Below are 20,248 nucleotides of genomic sequence, written 5' to 3' on the forward strand. Positions count from 1 at the left end.
ATGGCCCCCACCCGTACCCTGGGAGTCGACTAGAAGGGGTGGGTGGTGAGGCGTGGATCTGGCCAAGTCGGTGCTGCTGTGGCTGCACGGCTGGTCCGTCGAGCTGTGCCCCGGTGACTGGGCGTTGACCACCACGGCCTTCGGCGCGCTGATCGGGACGCTGCCGACGATCGCCTCGCTGCTGGCGATCGTGATCCGGCGGGTCGTGGGCAACTCGTACGGCCCGGTGACCGGCGGCCTGTTCGCCGTGCTCGGCGTGACCAGCACGCTGGTGCTGCCGTGGGTGATGTTCTCCGCGACGGTCAAGCTGCTCGGCAACCGCGCGCTGCCCGGTTCCGGGACCCTCGACGACCGGCCCTGCGGCGCGTTCACCCAGGGGGAGTACCTGCTCGACGGGCCGTCGATCGCCAGGTCCTTCACGGACGGCAACCTGATGTACGTCATCGCGGGCGGGACCGCCGCGGTGCTCGCGCTGCTGTGCCTGCTGTTCGTGATGCTCCAGGCCGGTTCGACGTTCCGGCTCGGCCCGAGCTGGCCGCGCAAGGTGTTCTGGGTGCCGTTCGCGGTGCTGCTCGTGGCCACCTCGGCACTGCCCGTGTCGCTGATGGCCCACCTGTACGCGGGGTTCTTCCCGGTTGCGCTGATCGGGTCAATCGTGGTGCGGATTTTCGGGTTGACTACGGCCATGCTGAACCGCCCAGGCCGTGATCGCGGCAACTCCGCGCCCCCGCAGCCGCAGGTGTCCCGGCCCCCGGCGCACCAGCCTCCCGCCGAGCGCAAGAAGGCCGCGCTGCCCCCGAGCGCGTCGCAGTCCGCGCAGCACTCGGCGCAGCACTCGCCGCCGCCGTACCAGCCCGCCGGGTCGGAGAGCTCGGGGCCGCACCAGAAGCCCCCGCCCTACCAGCCCGCGCCCTACGCGGCCGTGCCGCAGCGGCAGCAGTCCTCGACGTTCCCCCCGCAGCAGTCGGCCCAGCAGTCGGCGGCGCACCAGCCGTCCGCCCACCAGCCGTCCGCGCAGGCCAGGCAGTACCCGCCGACGCGCGTCGCCGACCTCGGCCAGGTCAGCGGGCCGAACGCGACCCGCGTGGGACCGCCGCCCTTCGACCACTCGGGCCAGGGGCCCGCCGTGCCGCAGGGGCCGAACCAGACCAGGATGGATGTCCCGCAGGGGGCACAGGGGCCGAACCCGACCCGCGTCGAGTCGCTGCCGCTGTGGGCGACCGACGAGCCGACCGCCGTCGACCAGGCGCGCCTCGACGGGCCAGCGCGGCTCGCCGACACGCCGGGGCCGCTGCCGTTCGGCGCGGGCGCGGCGAGCGCGTCCATGCCCGCCGCCCCGCAGAGGGGCAAGGTGTGGAACCCGGCCAGCGGGCGGTTCCGGCGGGTCAAGCAGCTCGGCAGCGGCGGGTTCGGCACGGTGTGGCTGGCCGTCGACACCCAGCTCGACCGCACGGTCGCGGTCAAGCTCGCGCACGCCCCGGACAACGACACCGAGCAGCGGATGCTGCGGGAGGCCCGCGCGCTCGCCGCGCTGCGGCACCCGAACTGCGTGCGCGTGTTCGACATCGTGCAGGACCCGGACGGCCTGGCGATCGTCATGGAGTACATCGACGGCCAGGCGCTGTCCGACGTCGTGCAGAACGACGGGTTCCTCACCGACGTGCTCGCCGCCCGGCTGTGGATCAACATGGCCGACGCGCTGGCCGCCGCGCACGAGAAGGGCGTGCTGCACCGCGACGTGAAGCCGTCCAACGTGATCGTCGACGGCGAGGGCACCGCGCACCTGATCGACTTCGGCATCGCGCGGTCCAAGGGCGACAGCACGCTCACCGCGACCGGGATGATGGTCGGCACGCCGGACTTCCTCGCGCCGGAGACCGCGCGCGGTGACGCGGCCACGCCCGCCTCCGACGCCTGGCAGCTCGCCGCGACGGTCAGCTACGCGCTGACCGGGCAGCCGCCGCGCGGCACGCGGGAGAACCCGATCTCGTCGCTGATGGCGGCGGCGCAGGGCGAGCCGTGCGTGAAGCTGCCGCACCAGAGCACCCACCTGCGGCTGCTGACGGCCGCGCTGGACGCCGACCCGGCCAGGCGGCCGACGCTCGCGGCGATCCGGTCCGAGCTGGGGGCGTGGCTGGTGCGGGCGGGCGTGAGCAAGGAGGGACCGGTGACGCAGATGATCAGCAAGCCGGACCCGCCGACCCGGCCGGTGCGCTGAGCCGGTCCGAAAACGGGGAAGCCCCCGGTCACCAGTGGTGGCCGGGGGCTTCCGCCCGTTCGGGGGCCGCTAGCGCCAGCTGGGGAGCCAGCGCTGGGCGTCCCAGATCTCCGGGGTGATCGGGTTCCCGTTGAGGATCGGCCACAGCCACACGAAGTTCGCCACGACCAGCCCCACGTACAGCGACACCACCAGCAGCCCGGTGCCCCGCCGCTCCACGCCCGCGCGGGCCGAGCCGAGGACGTCGCCCAGGCACAGCACGATGCCCAGCACCAGGAACGGCGCCATCGGGGTCACGTAGAAGAAGTACATCTGCCGGTCCACGTTCGTGAACCACGGCAGGAAACCGGCGCCGTAGCCGACCAGGACGGCCGCGTAGCGCCAGTCCAGCTTGGCGATCGCCTTCCACAGCGACCAGGCCAGCACCGGGAACGCCAGCCACCACATCGCGGGCGTGCCGATCAGCATGATCGCGCCGACGCAGCTGCTCTGCCCGCAGCCCTGCACCGCGCCCTCGAAGTAGTAGAGCATCGGCCGCAGCCCCATCGGCCACGTCCACGGCTTCGACTCCCACGGGTGCTTGTTCGTCTCCGACGTCACCAGGTTCGTGTGGAACTCCAGCACGTTGCTGCTGTAGTACCAGAGCGCGCGCAGCGGGTCCGGCACCCAGCTGTCGCCGGTGACCTTGCCGCCCACCACGTGCCGGTCGATGGCGGTCTCGCTGCCGAACCACGCCCACCACGTCGACAGGTACACCAGCAGCGCCACGCCGACCAGCGCGAACAGCGACGGCAGCACGTCCCGCACGATCGCGCCCGCCCACGGCCTGCGCACCCCGGCCGCGCGGCGCGCGCCCACGCACCAGAACACCGACATCAGGCCGAACGCCATGATGAACCACAGGCCCGACCACTTGATCGAGCACGCCAGGCCCAGCGACACGCCCGCGCCGAACCGCCACCAGCGGAAGCCGAGCGTCGGCCCGAACGGCGAGTGGGCCGCCCAACCGCCCGCCACCGCCTCGCCGAGCCGCCGCCGCACCTGCTCGCGGTCCACCACCAGGCAGCCGAACGCGGCCAGCACGAACAGCGCCATGAAGATGTCCAGCATCCCCATGCGGGACTGCACGTGGCTCACGCCGTCGGCGATCAGCAGCACGCCCGCGATGGCCGCCAGCAGGTCGGAGCGGGTGAGCCTGCGGGCGATCCGCACGATCATCAGCACCATGAGCGTGCCCGCGACCGCCGAGGAGAACCGCCAGCCGAAGCCGTCGTAGCCGAACAGCCACTCGCCGATCGAGATCAGCTGCTTGCCCAGCGGCGGGTGCACCACCAGCTCGTAGCCGGGGTTGTCCTCGTAGCCGCCGTTGCGCAGCACCTGCGAGGCCTGCGGCACGTAGTGCTTCTCGTCGAAGATCGGGGTGCCCTTGTCGGTCGGGAACCCCAGGTTCCAGAACCGGGTCACCCCGCCGACCAGCGCCAGCGAGAGCGCGACCAGCCAGCCGCGCAGGCGGTCGCCCTGCGGTCCGGGGTCGAGCATCCGGGCCCGCTCCCGGCGGTCGCCACCCGGCGGGGGGGAGGTCGGCGGGAGCTCGCCGACGTTCACCACGTCGTCTGCGGACTGCGGTGCGCTCAGGGTCACGGCCCCGATCGTAGGGTGAGCGGCGTGAGCCCCGTATCCGGATCAGGCAGGCTCGTCCTCGCCGCCACGCCCCTCGGTGACATCCGCGACGCCTCCCCCAAGCTGGTGGAAGCGCTGCGCACCGCCGACGTCATCGCCGCCGAGGACACCAGGAGACTGCGGTCCCTGGTCGCCGCGCTCGGCGTCACACCGCCCGGACGGGTGGTCAGCTTCTACGACCAGGTCGAGACGAGCAGGCTGCCGGGCCTGCTGGAGTCGCTGCGCGGCGGCGCGACCGTGGTGCTGGTGACGGACGCCGGGATGCCGAGCGTCTCCGATCCGGGATTCCGCATCACGGCGGCGTGCGTGGCCGAGGACATCACCGTGACGTGCGTGCCGGGGCCGTCGGCGGTGACCACGGCGCTGGCGGTGTCGGGCCTGCCGTCGGACCGCTTCTGCTTCGAGGGCTTCCCGCCGCGCAAGCAGGGGGAGCGGCAGCGGTGGTTCGCCGGGCTGGCGGCGGAGCAGCGCACGTGCGTGTTCTTCGAGTCCCCGCACCGGCTGGCCGCGACGCTCGCGGACGCGGCCGAGGTGCTGGGCGGGGAGCGGCGGGCGGCGGTGTGCCGGGAGCTGACGAAGACGTACGAGGAGGTGCGGCGGGGCGGGCTGGCGGAGCTGGCCGCGTGGGCCGAGGAAGGGGTGCGGGGGGAGATCACCGTGGTGCTGGAGGGGGCGGCGCCGGTGGAGGCGCCGTCGCTGGAGGTGCTGGTGGAGCGGGTGCTGGAGCTGGTGGCGGGCGGGGAGCGGATGAAGGCCGCGGCTGCGGCGGTGGCGGAGGCGGCGGGGGTGAGCAAGAAGGCGCTGTACGACGCGGCGGTCAGTCGTCCTTGACGGGGGAGCCGGGGGTGGGGGAGTCGTTTGCGGCGGCGCGCTTGGCGGCCTCGCGCTCGGCGATGCGGGCGGGGAGGTCGAACCAGCAGATGTCGCCCATGTCGGGATTGGTGCCCGCGCGCAGGTGCTCGGCGACCTCTCGCTCGATGCGGGCGACGGACTCCTCGGGGGTGAGCGGCCAGGGTGCGAAGTCCTCGTCGGCCCACCCCAGGTCGCCGGGGACGATGGCGCCTTCGAGGACGAGTTCGGTGGCGGCGGCGAGCGCGGCGCGCAGCACCTCGGCGTGGTCGGTCACCCCGGTGGACCTGATCACCATGCCCTCGAACTCGGCGAAGTAGACGTAGTCGTCGTTCGTCGCCTCGATGGCGCGCTCGCGCAGATCGGGTTCCATCGTTCAGGCCCACCCCCTCGTGTTGATGTGGATCTTCAAGCTCGGCTCGCCCGGAACGTTCAGGTCGACGGTCGGTTCCGGGGTGCTCGAGGACTTGACCCGGTAGCCGATCGTCGTGCCGTCGGGAGTCGGCACAACAAGCCCCGGTAACTGGGCTTGTGCACGCGTCGACCTCCGCGCACCAGGGCTCGGAACACGGCGACCAGCTCTTCGGTGGTGCGCACCTCGCGCACGGGCTCCTTCTTGCTCCCCAGCGCGGGACGTCCGATGCCCACGCCCTCGCGGTTGGTGTGGCCGTGCGCGTCCTCGCCGTGGAGCCTGCCGACCGGCAGCCGCCACAGCGGCACCCCGTCGCCGTCGCCCAGCAGGTTCTCCAGGTACGAGTCCAGGTGCTCCTCGGCCGCACCGAGCCGGTCGAGCAGGGATTCCGCCAGCCGGTGGCAGTGCGCGAACGTTCCCAGCAATTGGGAGGCCGCCTCGTTCGACGAGCCGAGCAGGGCGGTGGCGAGGTCGGTGGTGGTCTCCTCCAGCAGGTCAGCGGCGGTGCGCAGGAGGACGCGGGCGCTGTCGGCCCAGTCCACGACCTGCCGCAGCACCGCTGCCACTTCGGCCAGCAACGACACCGGGTAACTGCAATCTCACCCTCTGTCGCAAACCCTTCGGATTAACCGCCCCTGCCCGTCGAAAACCGCGGCGGTCAGTCGTCCTTGGCGGGTTCGCCCTTGCGGCGCTCGCGCTCGGCGATGCGGGCGGGGAGGTCGAACCAGCAGATGTCGCCCATGTGCACCTCGGCCCCCGTGCGCAGGTGCTCGGCGGCCTCCCGCTCGATGCGGGCGACGGACTCCTCGGGGGTGAGCGGCCACGGGGCGAAGTCCTCGTCCGCCCAGCCGAGGTTGCCGGGAACGATGGCGCCTTCGAGGATCAGCTCGGTGACGGCGTCGAGGGCGATCCGCATGACCTCGGCGTCGTCGGTCTTCCCGGTCGACCGGACGACCATGCCCAGGAACTCGGCGAAGTGGACGTAGTCGTCATTCGTCGCCTCGATGGCGCGTTCGCGCATGTCGGAGTCCATTGGTCAGTCCCAGTCCTTCGCGTTGACGTGGATCTTCAAGCCCGACTTGTCGGGCTTCTTCAGGTCGATGGTCGGTTCCGGGGTGCTGGACGACTTGACCCGGTAACCGATCGTCGTGCCGTCCGGCAGCTGGTAGAACAACCCCCCGTACTGGGCCTGGCGAACACGTTGCCCGCCCCGGACCAATGCCCGGAACACGGCTTCCAGCTCCTCTGTGGTGCGCACCTCGCGCACGGGCTCCTTCTTGCTGCCGCGAGCCCCGCGACCGATGCCTGTCCCCCCGGTTTCGACGTGACCGCGCACGCCCTCGCCCGCGAACCTCCCCACCGGCAACCGCCACAGCGGCACCCCGTCGCCGTCGCCCAGCAGGTTCTCCAGGTACGACTCCAGGTGCTCCTCGGCCTCGTCGAGCCGGTCGGCCAGCGCTTCCGCCGCCCGGTGGCAGTGCGCGAAGGCTCCCAGTAGTTGGGAAGCTTCCGGGTCCGACGAGCCGATCAGCACCGCGGTGAGCGCCTCGGGGGTCTCCTCCAGCAGGTCAGCGGCCTCGTGCAGGGCTGTTCGCGCCTGCTTCGCGACGTTCGAGATCCGGCGGACGGCATCCACCACATCACCCAGTGATGACACCAAGTAGCTACTATCTCACCCTCCGTCGCAAACCCTTCGGATTAACCGCCCCAGCCCGTCGAAAACCGCTGGGGGCAACTCCGTAGGCTGGTCGCATGAGTGCCTCCGTGCTGACCGCGGTGGCGTGGCCCTATGCGAACGGCCCACGCCACATCGGTCACGTTTCCGGCTTCGGTGTCCCCTCCGACGTGTTCTCCCGCTACATGCGCATGTCGGGCCACCGGGTGCTCATGGTCAGCGGCACCGACGAGCACGGGACGCCCATCTCCGTCCAGGCGGAGAAGGAGGGGCTGTCCGTCCGCGCGCTCGCCGACAAGTACAACCGCGTCATCGCCGAGGACCTGCAGGGGCTCGGGCTGTCCTACGACCTGTTCACCCGCACCACCACCGGCAACCACTACAACGTCACCCAGGAGCTGTTCCTGGCGATGTGGCGCAACGGCTACGTCGTGGCCAAGACCGGCAAGGGCGCCATCAGCCCCTCCACCGGCCGCACGCTGCCCGACCGCTACATCGAGGGCACCTGCCCGATCTGCGGCTACGACGGCGCCCGCGGCGACCAGTGCGACAGCTGCGGCAACCAGCTCGACCCGGTCGACCTCAAGAACCCGAAGTCGCGGATCAACGGCGAGACCCCGAAGTTCGTCGAGACCGAGCACCTCTACCTGGACCTGCCGCAGTTCATCGACTCGCTCGGCACCTGGCTCCAGACCCGCTCCGAGTGGCGGCCGAACGTGCTCAAGTTCAGCCAGAACCTCATCGGCGACCTCCGCCCCCGCGCGATCACCCGCGACCTGGACTGGGGCATCCCGATCCCGCTCGACGGCTGGCGCGACCAGTCGATGAAGCGGTTCTACGTCTGGTTCGACGCGGTCATCGGCTACTTCTCGGCGAGCGTCGAGTGGGCGCGCCGCAGCGGGAACCCGGACGCGTGGCGCGAGTTCTGGACCGGTGACGCCCAGGCCTACTACTTCATGGGCAAGGACAACATCGTCTTCCACTCGCTCATCTGGCCGTCGCTGCTCCTGGGCAACAACGGCGAGGGCGCGGGCGGTGGCGAGCCGGGCGGGTTCGGGAAGCTGAACCTGCCGACCGAGGTCGTCTCCAGTGAGTTCCTCACCATGAGCGGCTCCAAGTTCTCCACCTCGCGCGGGAACGTCATCTACGTGACGGACTTCCTGCGCGACTTCGGCCCGGACGCGCTGCGCTACTTCATCGCGGCGGCGGGCCCCGAGAACCAGGACACCGACTTCACCTGGGAGGAGTTCGTGCGGCGCACGAACTTCGAGCTGGCCAACGAGTGGGGCAACCTGGTCAACCGCTCCATCTCCATGGCGCACAAGAACGTCGGCGCGGTGCCGACGCCGACCGCGCCCACGGCGGCCGACCACGAGCTGCTGGAGACCTCCCGCCGGGCGTTCGGCGTGGTGGGCGAGAACCTGCGCCGCTCGCGCTTCAAGGCCGCCTCCTCGGAGGCGATGCGGGTGGTCGGCGCGGCCAACCGCTACCTGTCCGACCAGGAGCCGTGGAAGCTCAAGGACGACCCGGCGCGGCGCGACACCGTGCTGCACACCGCGCTCCAGGTCGTGCAGGACGCCAACACGCTGCTCACGCCGTTCCTGCCGCACTCCGCGCAGAAGGTGCACGAGCTGCTGGGCGGCACGGGCGTGTGGGCGGCGCAGCCGCAGATCACCGAGGTGACCGACCTGGACGTGCCCGAGCGCGAGTACCCGGTGCTGACCGGCGACTACGCGTCCGAGCAGGCCCGCTGGGAGTCCACCCCGATCGAGGTGGGCCGCCCGCTGGCCAAGCCCGCCCCGCTGTTCGCGAAGCTCGACCCGGAACTGGGCGAGACCGGTCCCGAGTGGGCCCCGATCGTCAAGTGACCCCACGTCGCGGGGAGCGACCGCCGGCGCCGGAGATCCTTCCGGCGCCGGTGGTCGACGCCCACACCCACCTGGACGCCTGCGGCGCGAAGACCGCCGAGGACGTCCGGGCGATGCTGGACCGGGCCGAGGCGGCCGGCGTGAGCCGCGTCGTCACGGTCGCCGACGACCTCGCCGCCGCCCGCTGGGCCGCCGAGGCGGCCACCTGGGACGACCGGGTCTACGCGGCGGTGGCGCTGCACCCGACCCGCACGTCCGACTTCTCGGACGCGGACCGGGCCGAGCTGGCGGAGCTGGCCGCACGACCGCGCGTGGTCGCGGTCGGCGAGACCGGCCTGGACTACTACTGGGACTACGCGCCGCGCGACGCCCAGCAGGAGGCGTTCCGCTGGCACATCGAGCTGGCCAAGCGGGTCGGCAAGCCGCTGATGATCCACGACCGGGACGCGCACGCCGACGTCCTGGCCGCGCTGGACGCCGAGGGCGCCCCGGAGAAGGTGGTGTTCCACTGCTTCTCCGGTGACCTCGACTTCGCGCGCGCGTGCGTGGAGCGCGGGTTCGTCCTGTCCTTCGCGGGCCCGGTGACCTTCCGCAACTCCTCGGCGCTGCGCGAGGCGGCGGCCTGGGTGCCCTCGGGGCAGCTGCTCGTGGAGACGGACGCGCCGTTCCTCACCCCGCACCCCTTCAGGGGGCGGCCGAACGAGCCCTACTGCGTCAACTACACACTGCGCGAGCTAGCCACTCTGCGTCACGTGGAATTGATCATCCTCGCCAATGAAGTCACTCGAACCGCCGAAAATGTTTTCGGAATAGGGGCCTGAAACCACTCTTAGTGGTTACTGCTGCCAATGGGTGACAGGGTTGCTCCCCTATGGGTGTGATGCGACACACAATCCGGAATGGGGGTGTTTGCAGAACCCCCGCCCACCCGTTACGGTCCCGTGACCGTGCCCCTCTTGCGCGACGGGGGCACCGGACCCGTTGTCGGGGCGGGAACCGGCACCAGGAGCGAGAAGTCGGAACCGAGCGAACGAAGGAGCAGCCGGCGGATCACGAGCTGACCACTGGCAGCCCGCGCGCGGAGCCCGTGCTTTGCGCCTTCAGGAGGTATGGACACCCGTGACGACGTTCAACCAGGACACCGACTGGTTCACCCCGGTCAGACCCGACACCGCGGTCGCCGTCGTGGACCGGCCGTTCGAGGAGTGGGACACCGCGGTCTTCTCGATCACGCCGGAAGACGTGATGGAGGCCCTGGGCCCGCAGGCCGACCAGGTGCTGGCCGACGCTGACGTCGACGTCGACGAGCTCATCCGCCTGATCAACGCGGAGACCACCCTCCTCCCGCCGATCATCATCCCCGACGAGGTCTCCCAGGACCGCGTTCCGGGCGCGCTCGCGGCCGAGGAGCCCGACGCGCCGCCCGCCGCCCTGGTCGAGGCCGCCGGGAAGTGGAAGCGCCGCTTCCTCAAGGCCGCGGTCGCCACCGTGCTGGTCACCATCTCCGGCGGCGGCGCCACCGCCATCGCCATGGACAAGTCGGTCACCGTCGACGTCGACGGCCAGGCCCACACCGTCCGCACGTACGAGTCCACCGTCGGCGAGATCCTCGCCGACGAGGGCATCACGATCGGCGAGCACGACGCCCTCAGCCCCTCCCCGCAGGCCAAGGTCGGCGACGGCGGCAAGATCAGCCTCGACCGGGGCCGCCAGGTCAAGGTCACCGTCGACGGCGAGCAGCGCGAGGGCTGGGTCCGCTCCGTCAACGTCGCCGAGGCGCTCGACCAGCTCGGCGTCCAGGCGGGCGAGGGCTCCTGGTTCTCCGCCGCCCGCGACGCCGACGTGCCCCTGGAGGGCATGTCGCTGGAGGTCAAGAGCCTCAAGGCGGTCACCGTCTTCGACGGCGCGAACGAGCCCCGCCAGCTCCAGACCACCGCGCTCACCGTCCAGGAGCTCCTGGACTCCGAGAGCCTCACCCTCGGCCCCGACGACCGGGTCGAGTCGGCGCTGGACCTGCGCATCAGCAACGGCGCGGAGATCCACATCAGCCGCACCGGGGTGTCCGTGATCAACGCGACCGAGGCCATCGCGCCGCCGGTCGAGGAGGTCGCCGACGCGAACATGATGAAGGGCACGAAGGAGACCGTCGAGGCGGGCGAGGCGGGCGAGCAGATCGTCACCTACCGCGTCACGGTCAAGAACGGCAAGGAGACCGGCCGGGAGAAGCTCGGCGTCAAGGTCACCAAGGAGCCCAAGGCCAAGAAGGTCAAGGTCGGCACGAAGCTGCCGCCGGACGGCGCCGTGTGGGACTCGCTCGCCAAGTGCGAGGCGGGCGGCAACTGGGCCATCAACACCGGCAACGGCTACTACGGCGGGCTCCAGTTCAACAAGAGCACCTGGGACGCCTACGGCGGCAGCTCGTACGCCGCGTACCCGCACCAGGCCAGCCGCGAGCAGCAGATCGCGATCGCGACGAAGCTGCGCGACGCCCGCGGCGGCTACTCCGCGTGGCCGGGTTGCAGCTCTAAACTCGGACTGTGACATTCCTCGAAGCGAAGGCCTGACCGACCAGGGGGAAAAGCGCCTCCTGCCCGGTCACCGCCCCGCTTCGCAAAGCGGTCCCGAAGGCCCCCGCGCGTCCGGCGCGGGGGCCTTCGGCGTCACCGCGGACCGAGCACGTCCCGCCATCGTGGACAATGGTCCGGTGAGCGAAGCCCCCACCGGCACCCCGCAGAGCGACCCCGGCGCGGCTTCGGCGCTGCTGGGCCCGGCGGACGTGCGCAGGCTCGCCGCCGAGCTGGACGTCCGGCCGACCAAGAAGCTCGGCCAGAACTTCGTGCACGACCCCAACACCGTCCGCAAGATCGTCGCCGCCGCGAACCTGCGCCCCGACGACGTGGTGCTGGAGGTCGGCCCCGGCCTCGGCTCGCTCACCCTCGCGCTGCTCCCGGCCTGCGCGGACCTCGTCGCCGTCGAGATCGACCCGGTGCTCGCCGCGCGCCTGCCGACCACCGCCGCCGAGCGCGCCCCGTCGCTGGCGGCGAACCTGTCGGTGGTCACCGCCGACGCGATGCGCGTCACCGCCGCGCAGCTCCCGCACGCGCCGACCGCGCTCGTCGCGAACCTGCCGTACAACGTCGCCGTGCCCGTCGTGCTGCACCTGCTCGCCGAGCTGCCGTCGTTGCGCACCGGTCTCGTGATGGTGCAGTCCGAAGTCGCCGACCGGATGGCCGCAGGCCCCGGATCGAAGGTCTACGGCGTGCCCAGCGTCAAGCTCGCCTGGTACGCCGACGCCCGCCGCGCCGGTCCCGTCGGGCGCTCGGTGTTCTGGCCCGTGCCCAACGTGGACTCCGCCCTGGTCGGCTTCACCCGCCGCGACGCCCCGCTGTCCGACGTGCCGCGCGAGGTGCTGTTCCCGCTGGTCGACGCCGCTTTCGCGCAGCGCCGCAAGACCTTGCGCGCCGCCCTGTCCGGCTGGGCGGGCTCCGCCGCCGAGGCCGAGCGCAGGCTCGTCGCCGCGGGCGTCGACCCGTCCGCCAGGGGCGAGCAGCTGTCCGTCGCGGACTTCGTCCGGATCGCCGAGGTCCCGGCCCGTCACTGACCGTCGATCTTTCGGCCGACAGTGTGATCTGACGAACGATCCTCTTACAGGCTTGCGTCAGGCGCGTTTCATCGGGTCTACTCGTTCCTGCCATCCCGAGCGGCCGAGAGACCTGGCTCCACGACGCCGCAGCAACCACCCTCCCAAGGGGGCAGGTGCTTCCGCCAGGGTCGATGGAGGATCACGTGCCCACGATGCGAATGCTCACGCGCAGGCGAGTAGTCGACCACGGCCGCCGCACGGCGACCGCCTGTCGCACCTGCCTCGTCTAGAGCGCATCCCCCCAGGCACTTCGTCGTCCCCTCTCTCCAGCAGCGGGACAACCACACCCTGAACTGGTCTCCGGTCGCCCACGCCACGAGCGTGCGCCGCCGCACGCAGTCGTGGAGCGAAAACGTGATCACTGTCGAGAACCTCACCAAGTCCTTCCCCGGCGGCACCCGCGCCCTCGACGGCGTCAACCTCGAGGTCGCCGCGGGCACCGTCATCGGCGTCGTCGGCCCCTCCGGGGCGGGCAAGTCCACGCTCGCCCGCTGCGTCGCGCTCCTGGAGCGCCCCGACAGCGGCGCCATCCGCGTCGACGGCACCGACCTCGTCTCGCTCGGCGGAACAGCGCTGCGGGCCGCCCGCAGGCAGATCGGCGTCGTCCCCCAGGGCGACTCGCTGCTGCGCCAGCGCACCGCCGCGGGCAACGTCGCGCTCCCCCTGGAGGCCGCGGGCGTCCCCGGCCCGCAGCGCCGCGCCCGCGTCGGCGAGCTGCTGGACCTGGTCGGCCTCACCGACAAGGCCGCCTCCTACCCCGACCAGCTCTCCGGCGGCCAGCGCCAGCGCGTCGCGGTCGCCCGCGCCCTCGCGGCCAGCCCGTCCGTGCTGCTGGCCGACGAGCCCACCTCCGCGCTCGACCCCGAGACCACCGGCTCCGTGCTGACCGTGCTCGACCGGGCGCGCGCCGAGCTGGGCGTCACCGTCCTGATCGTCACCCACGACATGGGCGTCGTCCGGAAGATCTGCGACGACGTCGCGGTCCTGGAGGACGGCCGGGTCGTGGAGAACGGCAAGGTCCTCGACCTGGTGGCCGACGCGAGCAGCCGCACCGCGTCCTCGCTGCTGCCCTCGGTCACCCAGAACCCCGGAGCCGAGCACGGCTACGACCGCACCGCCGACGTCGTCCTCGTCGGCTTCGCCGCGGTCGGCGCCCTGCTCCCGGAGGTCACCGCCCGGTTCGGCGTCGAGCTGAACCTGCTGGGCGGCGGCATGACCCGGCTCGGTGAGACCCCGGTCGCGCGCTTCCGCGTCGGCCTCAACGGTGAGCGCGCCGACTCGGCGCTGGAGTGGATCTCCGAGGCGGGCGGCTCCGTGCGCCGCGCCGCCAAGGGACCTCAGGGAGTAGCTGCGTGAGGAAGGCAACACCCTGGTCGACCGTGTTCGACTACCTCGTCACGGCAACGGGCGAGACGTTGTACATGGTGGCCGTGTCCACGCTGATCGCCACCGTGCTCGGCGTGCCGGTCGGAGTCTGGCTGCAGCTCACCGCACCCGGCGGGCTGCACCCCCGGCCACTGCTCCACAAGGTCCTGGGCTTCGTGGTCGACCTCGGCCGCGCCATGCCGTTCCTGGTGCTGCTGGTCCTGCTGACCTCGCTGACCAGGACCTTGATCGGCCAGTCCATCGGGCCGACGGCGGCGATCGTGCCGCTGTCGGTGGGCGCCATCCCGTTCGTGGCGCGGCTCGTGCAGAACGTGCTGTCCGAGGTGCACGTCACGATCGTGGAAGCGGCCGTGACCACCGGGGCGAGCACCCTGCGGATCGTGCGCAGCGTGCTGCTGCGCGAGTCGCTGCCCGCGCTGGTCAACGCGATCGGCGTGACCGCGATCGCCCTGCTCGGGTACTCCGCCATGGCGGGCGTCCTCGGCGGCGGCGGGCTCGGCGACCTGGCCGTGCGCCTGGGCTACCAGCGCTTCGACGACCGGGTCCTGTGGTCCACGGTCGCGGTGCTCGCGGTGGTCGCCACGGTCATCCAGTTCGGCTTCAACCGCCTGGCCCGAGGCTTGGACCGCAGGCGCCACGCGTCCATCTGAGCCAGGCTTAGGGCCTCCTCGAACCTCCTCACACCCGCTCCACCACACCTAAGGAACACCATGCGTATTCGTGCTGCCCTCCTCACGCTGCTGCTGGCCGCCTCGGCGACCGCCTGCGGCAGCGGGGACTCCGCCACGGGTGGTGCGTCGGCCGACCCGAACGCCCCGCTGAAGGTCGGCGTCAGCCCCGTCCCGCACGCCGAGGTCCTGCGCTACGTCGCCGACAACCTGGCCTCGGCCAAGGGCCTGAAGATCGAGGTCGTGGAGTTCACCGACTACGTCCAGCCCAACACGGCGCTGGTCGACGGCTCGCTGGACGCCAACTACTTCCAGACCGTGCCCTACCTGGACACCTTCAAGGCCTCCAGCGGCGCGACCCTGGAGTGGATCGCGGGCGTGCACATCGAGCCGCTGGGCGTCTACTCCGAGAAGCACAAGGCGCTCGCCGACCTGCCCGAGGGCGCCAAGGTCGCCGTCGCCAACGACGCCACCAACGAGACCCGCGGCCTCAAGCTGCTCCAGGCCAACGGCCTGATCAAGGTCAAGGCGGGCACCGAGGACACCGCGACCGTCCAGGACGTCGAGGACAACCCGAAGAAGCTGGAGTTCGTCACCCTGGAGGCGGCCCAGCTGCCCCGCTCGCTCGCGGACGTCGACGCCGCCGTGATCAACGGCAACTACGCCATCGACGCCGGCCTCAAGCCCGCCGACGACGCCCTGGTGCTGGAGAAGGCCGAGGGCAACCCGAACGCCAACGGCCTGGTCACCCGCGCCGAGCTCAAGGACGACAAGCGGATCAAGGACCTGGCCGAGCTGCTCCAGTCGCAGGACGTGAAGGACTACATCACCAAGACCTTCAACGGCGCCGTCCTGCCCGTCTGACGCGCGCTGACCAGCACCGGAACGCCCCTCGCCCGCACGGGTGAGGGGCGTTCCGCGCGCGGGGCGGCAGCGCGCACCCCCGTCGCGCCCGTAGGCTTCACCTGTGCTCGCCGTAGTCCCACCTCCGGTCACCGTCCGCGTCCCGGCCAAGGTCAACCTGCACCTGGCCGTGGGCGACCTCCGCGACGACGGGTACCACGACCTCGTCACGATCTTCCAGGCGCTCTCGCTCACCGACGAGGTCACCGTCGGCGCCTCGGACGACCCTGGGGTCGAGGTGCGCGGGGAGGGGGCGGAGTCGGTGCCCACCGACCCGTCCAACCTCGCCTGGAAGGCCGTCCGGGTGCTGGCCGAGCACACCGGCCGGGACCCCGAGGACGTCAAGGTCAGGGTCGGCATCCGCAAGGCCATCCCGGTCGCGGGCGGCATGGCGGGCGGCTCCGCCGACGCCGCCGCCACCCTCGTCGCGCTGGCCGCGCTGTGGAAGCTCGACACCACCCGCGACGAGCTGGCCGAGCTGGCCGGGCGGATCGGCGCCGACGTGCCGTTCGCGCTCTACGGCGGCACCGCGCTCGGCACCGACCGGGGCGACCGGCTCGTGCCCGTGCTCGGCAAGCACCCGTTCCACTGGGTGCTGGCGTTCGACAAGCAGGGCCTGTCCACGCCCGAGGTGTTCCGCGAGCTGGACCGGCTGCGCGCCGAGGGCAACCCGCCGCGCGTCGGCGAGGCCGAGGCCGTCCTGGAGGGCCTGTCCTCCGGCGACCCGCGCCAGCTCGCGCTGCTGCTGGGCAACGACCTGCAGGCCGCCGCCGTGTCGCTGCGGCCCAACCTGCGGCGCACGCTGCGCGCCGGGGTCAACGCGGGGGCCCTGGCGGGCATGGTGTCCGGGTCCGGGCCGACCTGCGCGTTCCTGTGCGAGGACGGCGACACGGCGGTGCGGGTGGCGGCGGAGCTGGCCGGGGCGGGCGTGTGCCGCACGGTGCGCGTAGCCCAGGGGCCGGTGCCCGGCGCGCGGGTGGTCGGGGCCGAGGAGTCACCTCGCCCCACGCCGCCCGAGGTCCACGCTTAACTACTTAAAGGTGAGTTGATGGCCAACTTGGTCAACTTGGAGAACGTCTCCAAGTCGTTCGGTGTGCGTCCGCTGCTCGACGGGGTGTCCCTGGGCGTGGGCGAGGGGGACCGGATCGGCGTCGTCGGCCTCAACGGCGGCGGCAAGACCACCCTGCTGGAGGTGCTGGCGGGCGTCGCGGAGCCCGACGACGGGCGGGTCAGCCAGAACCGGGGGCTGCGGATGGCCGTGGTCACCCAGCGCACCACGCTCGCCGAGGGCTCCACCGTGCGCGACGCCGTGATCGCGCCGCTGAACTTCGCCGCCGAGCACGAGTGGGCCGCCGACCCGCGCGTGCGGTCCGTGCTCGACGGCCTCGGCATCACCGCGCTCGGGCTGGACTCGCCGGTCGGCACCATGTCCGGCGGCGAGCGGCGCCGGGTGGCGCTGGCGGCGGCGCTCGTGCAGGAGCTGGACCTGGTGGTGCTCGACGAGCCCACCAACCACCTGGACGTCGAGGGCGTGCGCTGGCTGGCCGAGCACCTGCTGGCCCGGCGCACCGCGCTCGTCGTGGTGACCCACGACCGGTGGTTCCTGGACACGGTCTGCTCCCGCACCTGGGAGGTCGTCGGCGGGCGCGTCGAGCAGTACGAGGGCGGGTACGCGGACTGGGTGTACGCGCGCGCCGAGCGCGGCAGGCTCGCAGACGCCGCCGAGGAGAAGCGCCGCAACCTGGCCCGCAAGGAGCTCGCCTGGCTGCGCCGGGGAGCCCCGGCCCGCACGTCCAAGCCGCGCTACCGCATCGAGGCCGCCGAGGCCCTGATCTCGGACGTGCCCGCGCCGCGCGACACCGTGGAGCTGATGGCGTTCGCCAAGCGGCGGCTGGGTCGCACGGTCGTGGAGCTGGAGGACGCCACCCTCACCGTCGGTGACCGCACGCTGGTGCGCGACCTGACCTGGCGCGTGGGTCCCGGCGACCGGATCGGCATCGTCGGCGTCAACGGGTCCGGGAAGACCACGCTGCTGCGGGCGCTCGCGGGCGAGCGGGAGCTGGACGGCGGCGGGAAGCGGATCGAGGGGCAGACGGTCAAGCTCGCGCACCTGAGCCAGGAGCTGCACGACCTGGACGGGTCGATGCGGGTGCTGGAGGCCGTGGAGGAGGTGGCGCGGCGGATCGTGCTGGGGAAGATGGAGCTGTCCGCGTCGCAGCTGGCCGAGCGGTTCGGGTTCTCCTCGCAGCGGCAGTGGACCCCGGTCGGGGACCTGTCCGGCGGCGAGCGGCGGCGCCTGCAGCTCGCCCGGCTGCTGATGGGCGAGCCGAACGTGCTGCTGCTCGACGAGCCGACCAACGACCTGGACATCGACACCCTCCAGCAGCTGGAGGACCTGCTCGACTCGTGGCCGGGCACGCTGGTGGTGATCTCGCACGACCGGTACCTGGTGGAGCGGGTGTGCGACAAGGTCGTGGCGCTGTTCGGCGACGGCGGGCTGACCGACCTGGTCGGCGGCATCGAGGAGTACCTCCAGCGGAGGGACCGGCAGAGCGCGGCGGCTGCCGCCCCGGTGGCCGCGGCGACCGTGAAGGCCCCGTCGTCGGCGGCGGACCAGCGGGCGGCGCGCAAGGAGCTGTCGCGGCTGGAGCGGAGGTTGGAGGCGCTGCAGAAGAAGGAGGCCGGCCTGCACGCGTCCCTGGCCGAGGCGGCGACCGACCCGGAGCGGCTGATGGCGCTGGGGGCGGAGCTGAAGGCCGTGCTGGCGGAGGCGGCGGAGGTCGAGGAGCAGTGGATGGAGGCGGCGGAGGCCGCTGAGTAGGACGAGGTGGGGGTGGGGGGCGTGCGCTTCGGTGCACGCCCCTTTTTTGCAGCGGTTGTCGCGCCTGCGCGTCACCAGGGGCGTGCGCTCGGCGACCACCGCTGGCCGGCCGCTGGTGCCCCGTCCTGCACGGTTGGCGGTCGAACTGACGCAGCGACCACCGGGCCCGCCGCGTTGCGAGCCCGGTTCTGCGGCTCGTTACTTGTTCTTGCGCTTCAGCTCGGCCACCAGCATCGGCATCAACTCGTCGACGAAGGCGCAGTCGTAGCCCTGGCCCGCTGTCATCGCCAGGGCGAAGCGGGTCTTCTCGACCTCCTCCGAGGACGCGCCCAGCATCCCGTCCAGCGCGATGCCGACCTCCTCCAGCACCCGGTCCACCTGCGTGGTGCGGTAGCCGCGCTGGCCGGGGGAGGCGTCGGGGATGCGGATCGCCCTCAGCTGCTTCCACGACGTCACCACCGGCGGGCCCGCCGGTGGGGGCGGGGTCTGGGAGAGCTGCTTCTCCACCCTCGCCAGGAACGCGTCGACCTCGGTCTCGTCGTAGCCCCTGCGGCCGATCATCGGGCGGCTGAACTGGATCTCGCGGACGTCCGCCGCGGTCAGGTCGTCCTGGCCCAGGAGGGTGTTCTCGATGCGGTCCAGGAACTTGTCCACCTGGGACTCCTGGTAGCCGCGCCTGCCCCTCGTCGGCTTGCCGAACCCGGCGGTCCGGACGTCGCGCGCGGTCAGCGGGGCGTCCTGGGCGTCCTGGGGCTCCTCGTCGGGCTCGTCCTGCGGGGCGTCCCGGCGCGAGTGGGTCGGGCGCAGGGACGTGGAGGACGCCGTCGCGGGGGACTCCGGGCGGTCGTCGGCGAACGCGGACGAGCGCACCGGTGGGAAACCTGCGGACGAGGCCGCCACCGGGGGGAAACCGGCCGAGGAGGCGCCTGCCGGGGGGAAGCCCGCCGACGACGCCTTGACGGGCGGGAAACCGGCCGACGAGGCGCTGGCCGGGGGGAAGCCCGCCGACGACGCCTTGACGGGCGGGAAACCGGCCGACGAGGCGCCTGCGGGCGGGAAGCCCGCCGGCGACGACCCCGCCGGGGGGAACGGGGACGAGCCCACGGCCGGGATGGCCGCCGTGGGGGCGTCGTGCACGGGGGTGAAGATCGACTGGGCGGACGGCTTCGCGGGTGGGAAGACCGGGGGTGGCGGCTTGACCGGGGGGAAACCGGCCGAGGACGCGTTCACGGGCGGGAAGCCCGCGGACGAGGCGTTGACCGGGGGAAAACCGGCCGACGACGCGTTCACGGGCGGGAAGCCCGCGGACGAGGCGTTGACCGGCGGGAAACCGGCCGAGGACGCCCCCACCGGCGGGAAGCCCGCCGACGACGCCCCCGCGGGCGGGAAGCCCGCCGGGCGCTGGGTCGGGCCCGGCTGCTGCGGCCTCAGGTGCGGCTGGCCGCCGCGCGCCGGACCGCGCTCCAGGGTCAGCACGACCATGTCGAGGAACGTGTCCACGTCGTCCTCGTCGTACCCGATCTCCCCCGGCCCCACGTACGTGAAGTCCGCGTCCTGCACCTCGCGCGCCGTCAGCGAGTCCACCCCGGCCAGGGTCAGCTCGATCCGCTGGAGGAACGCGTCGACCTCGTCCTCCAGGTACCCCCGGTTCCCCGACCTCGGCTTGTGGAAGCGCACCGCGCGCACGTCCTGCGGGGACAGCGCGGGCGGCGTCGTCGCCGGTCTCATGCTCGTGGACGTCGCGTGCGCGCCCTGCGCGGGCGCCATCGCCTGACCGCGCTGCGGGGTCGACCGCAGCGTCTCGGCCACCAGCTCCAGGAACGCGTCCACCTCCGCCCCGTGGTAGCCCGGCCGCGCCGGTCGGAACCGCATGGTCCTGACCTGCTGCTCGGTCACCTCGTCCCGGCCGAGCAGGGTCTGCTCGATCCGGTCGAGGAAGTTGTCCACCTGCGCCTCGTCGTAGCCCGGTTGACCGGGCGGCGGGCGGTGGAAGGTGACCTGACCCAGGTCCCGCGCCGTCAGCAGCGGAGCCGGGTGTGCCGGTCTGTGCTGCTGGCGCGCGCCGTGTGGCACGTCGTACCCGGCCCGATCCACCTGAACCTCCTTCACGATCCGTTCCGGGGAG

17 protein-coding genes and 1 riboswitch are annotated in these 20,248 nt (G+C 72.3%); of the genes, 11 read left to right on the plus strand and 6 right to left on the minus strand.

Going from position 1 to position 20,248, the window contains the following annotated elements; translation table 11 throughout:
• Positions 1-52 precede the first annotated feature (52 nt).
• The gene (locus tag AMIR_RS03185) at positions 53-2,218 is read left to right on the plus strand and encodes a serine/threonine-protein kinase (protein WP_012783260.1); all 2,166 of its coding nucleotides are present in this window, start codon (positions 53-55) and stop codon (positions 2,216-2,218) included.
• A 69-nt stretch (positions 2,219-2,287) separates the two neighbouring features.
• Here the strand turns inward: AMIR_RS03185 and AMIR_RS03190 are convergent, their stop codons facing one another.
• Positions 2,288-3,859, minus strand: coding sequence for a dolichyl-phosphate-mannose--protein mannosyltransferase (locus tag AMIR_RS03190; protein WP_012783261.1), 1,572 nt, complete (start codon positions 3,857-3,859; stop codon positions 2,288-2,290).
• Between the two features lie 24 nt (positions 3,860-3,883).
• Between AMIR_RS03190 and rsmI the strand changes: the two genes are divergently transcribed.
• Positions 3,884-4,729, plus strand: a complete 846-nt coding sequence (rsmI, locus tag AMIR_RS03195) for a 16S rRNA (cytidine(1402)-2'-O)-methyltransferase (RefSeq protein WP_012783262.1) — start codon at positions 3,884-3,886, stop codon at positions 4,727-4,729.
• Here the strand turns inward: rsmI and AMIR_RS03200 are convergent.
• From AMIR_RS03200 to AMIR_RS03215, 4 genes are all read right to left on the minus strand, one after another.
• A complete protein-coding gene (locus AMIR_RS03200; protein ID WP_012783263.1) occupies positions 4,716-5,120 on the minus strand; it encodes a hypothetical protein in 405 nt (134 codons plus the stop codon). The two genes, rsmI and AMIR_RS03200, sit on opposite strands and share 14 nt — an antisense overlap.
• Before the next feature lie 59 nt (positions 5,121-5,179).
• Positions 5,180-5,743: a hypothetical protein gene (locus AMIR_RS03205; protein ID WP_012783264.1), complete on the minus strand. Its 564-nt coding sequence runs from the start codon at positions 5,741-5,743 to the stop codon at positions 5,180-5,182.
• A 74-nt stretch (positions 5,744-5,817) separates the two neighbouring features.
• Positions 5,818-6,180 carry a hypothetical protein gene (locus tag AMIR_RS03210; protein ID WP_240438807.1) on the minus strand — a complete coding sequence of 121 codons (363 nt, stop codon included), beginning with the start codon at positions 6,178-6,180 and terminating at the stop codon, positions 5,818-5,820.
• A 15-nt stretch (positions 6,181-6,195) separates the two neighbouring features.
• Complete coding sequence (locus tag AMIR_RS03215; RefSeq protein ID WP_143760630.1) at positions 6,196-6,795, minus strand: hypothetical protein; 600 nt, start codon at positions 6,793-6,795, stop codon at positions 6,196-6,198.
• A gap of 116 nt (positions 6,796-6,911) precedes the next feature.
• Between AMIR_RS03215 and metG the strand changes: the two genes are divergently transcribed.
• The 9 genes from metG to AMIR_RS03260 all read left to right on the plus strand — a co-directional run bounded on the left by metG (position 6,912) and on the right by AMIR_RS03260 (position 18,123).
• A complete protein-coding gene (metG, locus tag AMIR_RS03220; RefSeq protein WP_012783267.1) occupies positions 6,912-8,702 on the plus strand; it encodes a methionine--tRNA ligase in 1,791 nt (596 codons plus the stop codon).
• Positions 8,699-9,523, plus strand: coding sequence for a TatD family hydrolase (locus AMIR_RS03225; protein WP_041836549.1), 825 nt, complete (start codon positions 8,699-8,701; stop codon positions 9,521-9,523). Before metG ends, AMIR_RS03225 begins: the two co-directional genes overlap by 4 nt.
• Before the next feature lie 298 nt (positions 9,524-9,821).
• On the plus strand, positions 9,822-11,243 hold the full coding sequence (locus tag AMIR_RS03230) for a resuscitation-promoting factor (RefSeq protein ID WP_012783269.1): 1,422 nt from the start codon (positions 9,822-9,824) through the stop codon (positions 11,241-11,243).
• Between the two features lie 163 nt (positions 11,244-11,406).
• Positions 11,407-12,303: a 16S rRNA (adenine(1518)-N(6)/adenine(1519)-N(6))-dimethyltransferase RsmA gene (rsmA, locus tag AMIR_RS03235; protein WP_012783270.1), complete on the plus strand. Its 897-nt coding sequence runs from the start codon at positions 11,407-11,409 to the stop codon at positions 12,301-12,303.
• A gap of 87 nt (positions 12,304-12,390) precedes the next feature.
• Positions 12,391-12,483, plus strand: a riboswitch (SAM riboswitch).
• Between the two features lie 216 nt (positions 12,484-12,699).
• Positions 12,700-13,701: a methionine ABC transporter ATP-binding protein gene (locus AMIR_RS03240; RefSeq protein ID WP_012783271.1), complete on the plus strand. Its 1,002-nt coding sequence runs from the start codon at positions 12,700-12,702 to the stop codon at positions 13,699-13,701.
• The gene (locus AMIR_RS03245) at positions 13,698-14,381 is read left to right on the plus strand and encodes a methionine ABC transporter permease (RefSeq protein WP_012783272.1); all 684 of its coding nucleotides are present in this window, start codon (positions 13,698-13,700) and stop codon (positions 14,379-14,381) included. The genes AMIR_RS03240 and AMIR_RS03245 overlap by 4 nt, the downstream gene beginning before the upstream one ends.
• Before the next feature lie 60 nt (positions 14,382-14,441).
• Positions 14,442-15,263 (plus strand): MetQ/NlpA family ABC transporter substrate-binding protein, encoded by an 822-nt coding sequence (locus AMIR_RS03250; RefSeq protein WP_012783273.1) that lies wholly within the window; start codon positions 14,442-14,444, stop codon positions 15,261-15,263.
• Between the two features lie 103 nt (positions 15,264-15,366).
• The gene (locus AMIR_RS03255; RefSeq protein ID WP_012783274.1) at positions 15,367-16,332 is read left to right on the plus strand and encodes a 4-(cytidine 5'-diphospho)-2-C-methyl-D-erythritol kinase; all 966 of its coding nucleotides are present in this window, start codon (positions 15,367-15,369) and stop codon (positions 16,330-16,332) included.
• A gap of 18 nt (positions 16,333-16,350) precedes the next feature.
• On the plus strand, positions 16,351-18,123 hold the full coding sequence (locus tag AMIR_RS03260) for an ABC-F family ATP-binding cassette domain-containing protein (protein ID WP_012783275.1): 1,773 nt from the start codon (positions 16,351-16,353) through the stop codon (positions 18,121-18,123).
• Positions 18,124-18,321: 198 nt separating this feature from the next.
• Here AMIR_RS03260 and AMIR_RS43140 read toward each other — a convergent pair whose 3' ends face one another.
• Positions 18,322-20,217 carry a DivIVA domain-containing protein gene (locus AMIR_RS43140; RefSeq protein ID WP_012783276.1) on the minus strand — a complete coding sequence of 632 codons (1,896 nt, stop codon included), beginning with the start codon at positions 20,215-20,217 and terminating at the stop codon, positions 18,322-18,324.
• Between the last annotated feature and the right edge of the window lie 31 nt (positions 20,218-20,248).

The organism is Actinosynnema mirum DSM 43827 (assembly GCF_000023245.1).
Classification (GTDB): Bacteria; Actinomycetota; Actinomycetes; order Mycobacteriales; family Pseudonocardiaceae; genus Actinosynnema; species Actinosynnema mirum.

Coding starts and splice junctions, on each gene's coding strand:
- AMIR_RS03200 (WP_012783263.1), bottom strand. CDS start 5,120: ATGGAACCCGATCTGCGCGAGCGCGCCATCGAGGCGACGAACGACGAC.
- AMIR_RS03210 (WP_240438807.1), bottom strand. CDS start 6,180: ATGCGCGAACGCGCCATCGAGGCGACGAATGACGACTACGTCCACTTC.
- metG (WP_012783267.1), top strand. CDS start 6,912: ATGAGTGCCTCCGTGCTGACCGCGGTGGCGTGGCCCTATGCGAACGGC.
- AMIR_RS03250 (WP_012783273.1), top strand. CDS start 14,442: ATGCGTATTCGTGCTGCCCTCCTCACGCTGCTGCTGGCCGCCTCGGCG.
- AMIR_RS03260 (WP_012783275.1), top strand. CDS start 16,351: ATGGCCAACTTGGTCAACTTGGAGAACGTCTCCAAGTCGTTCGGTGTG.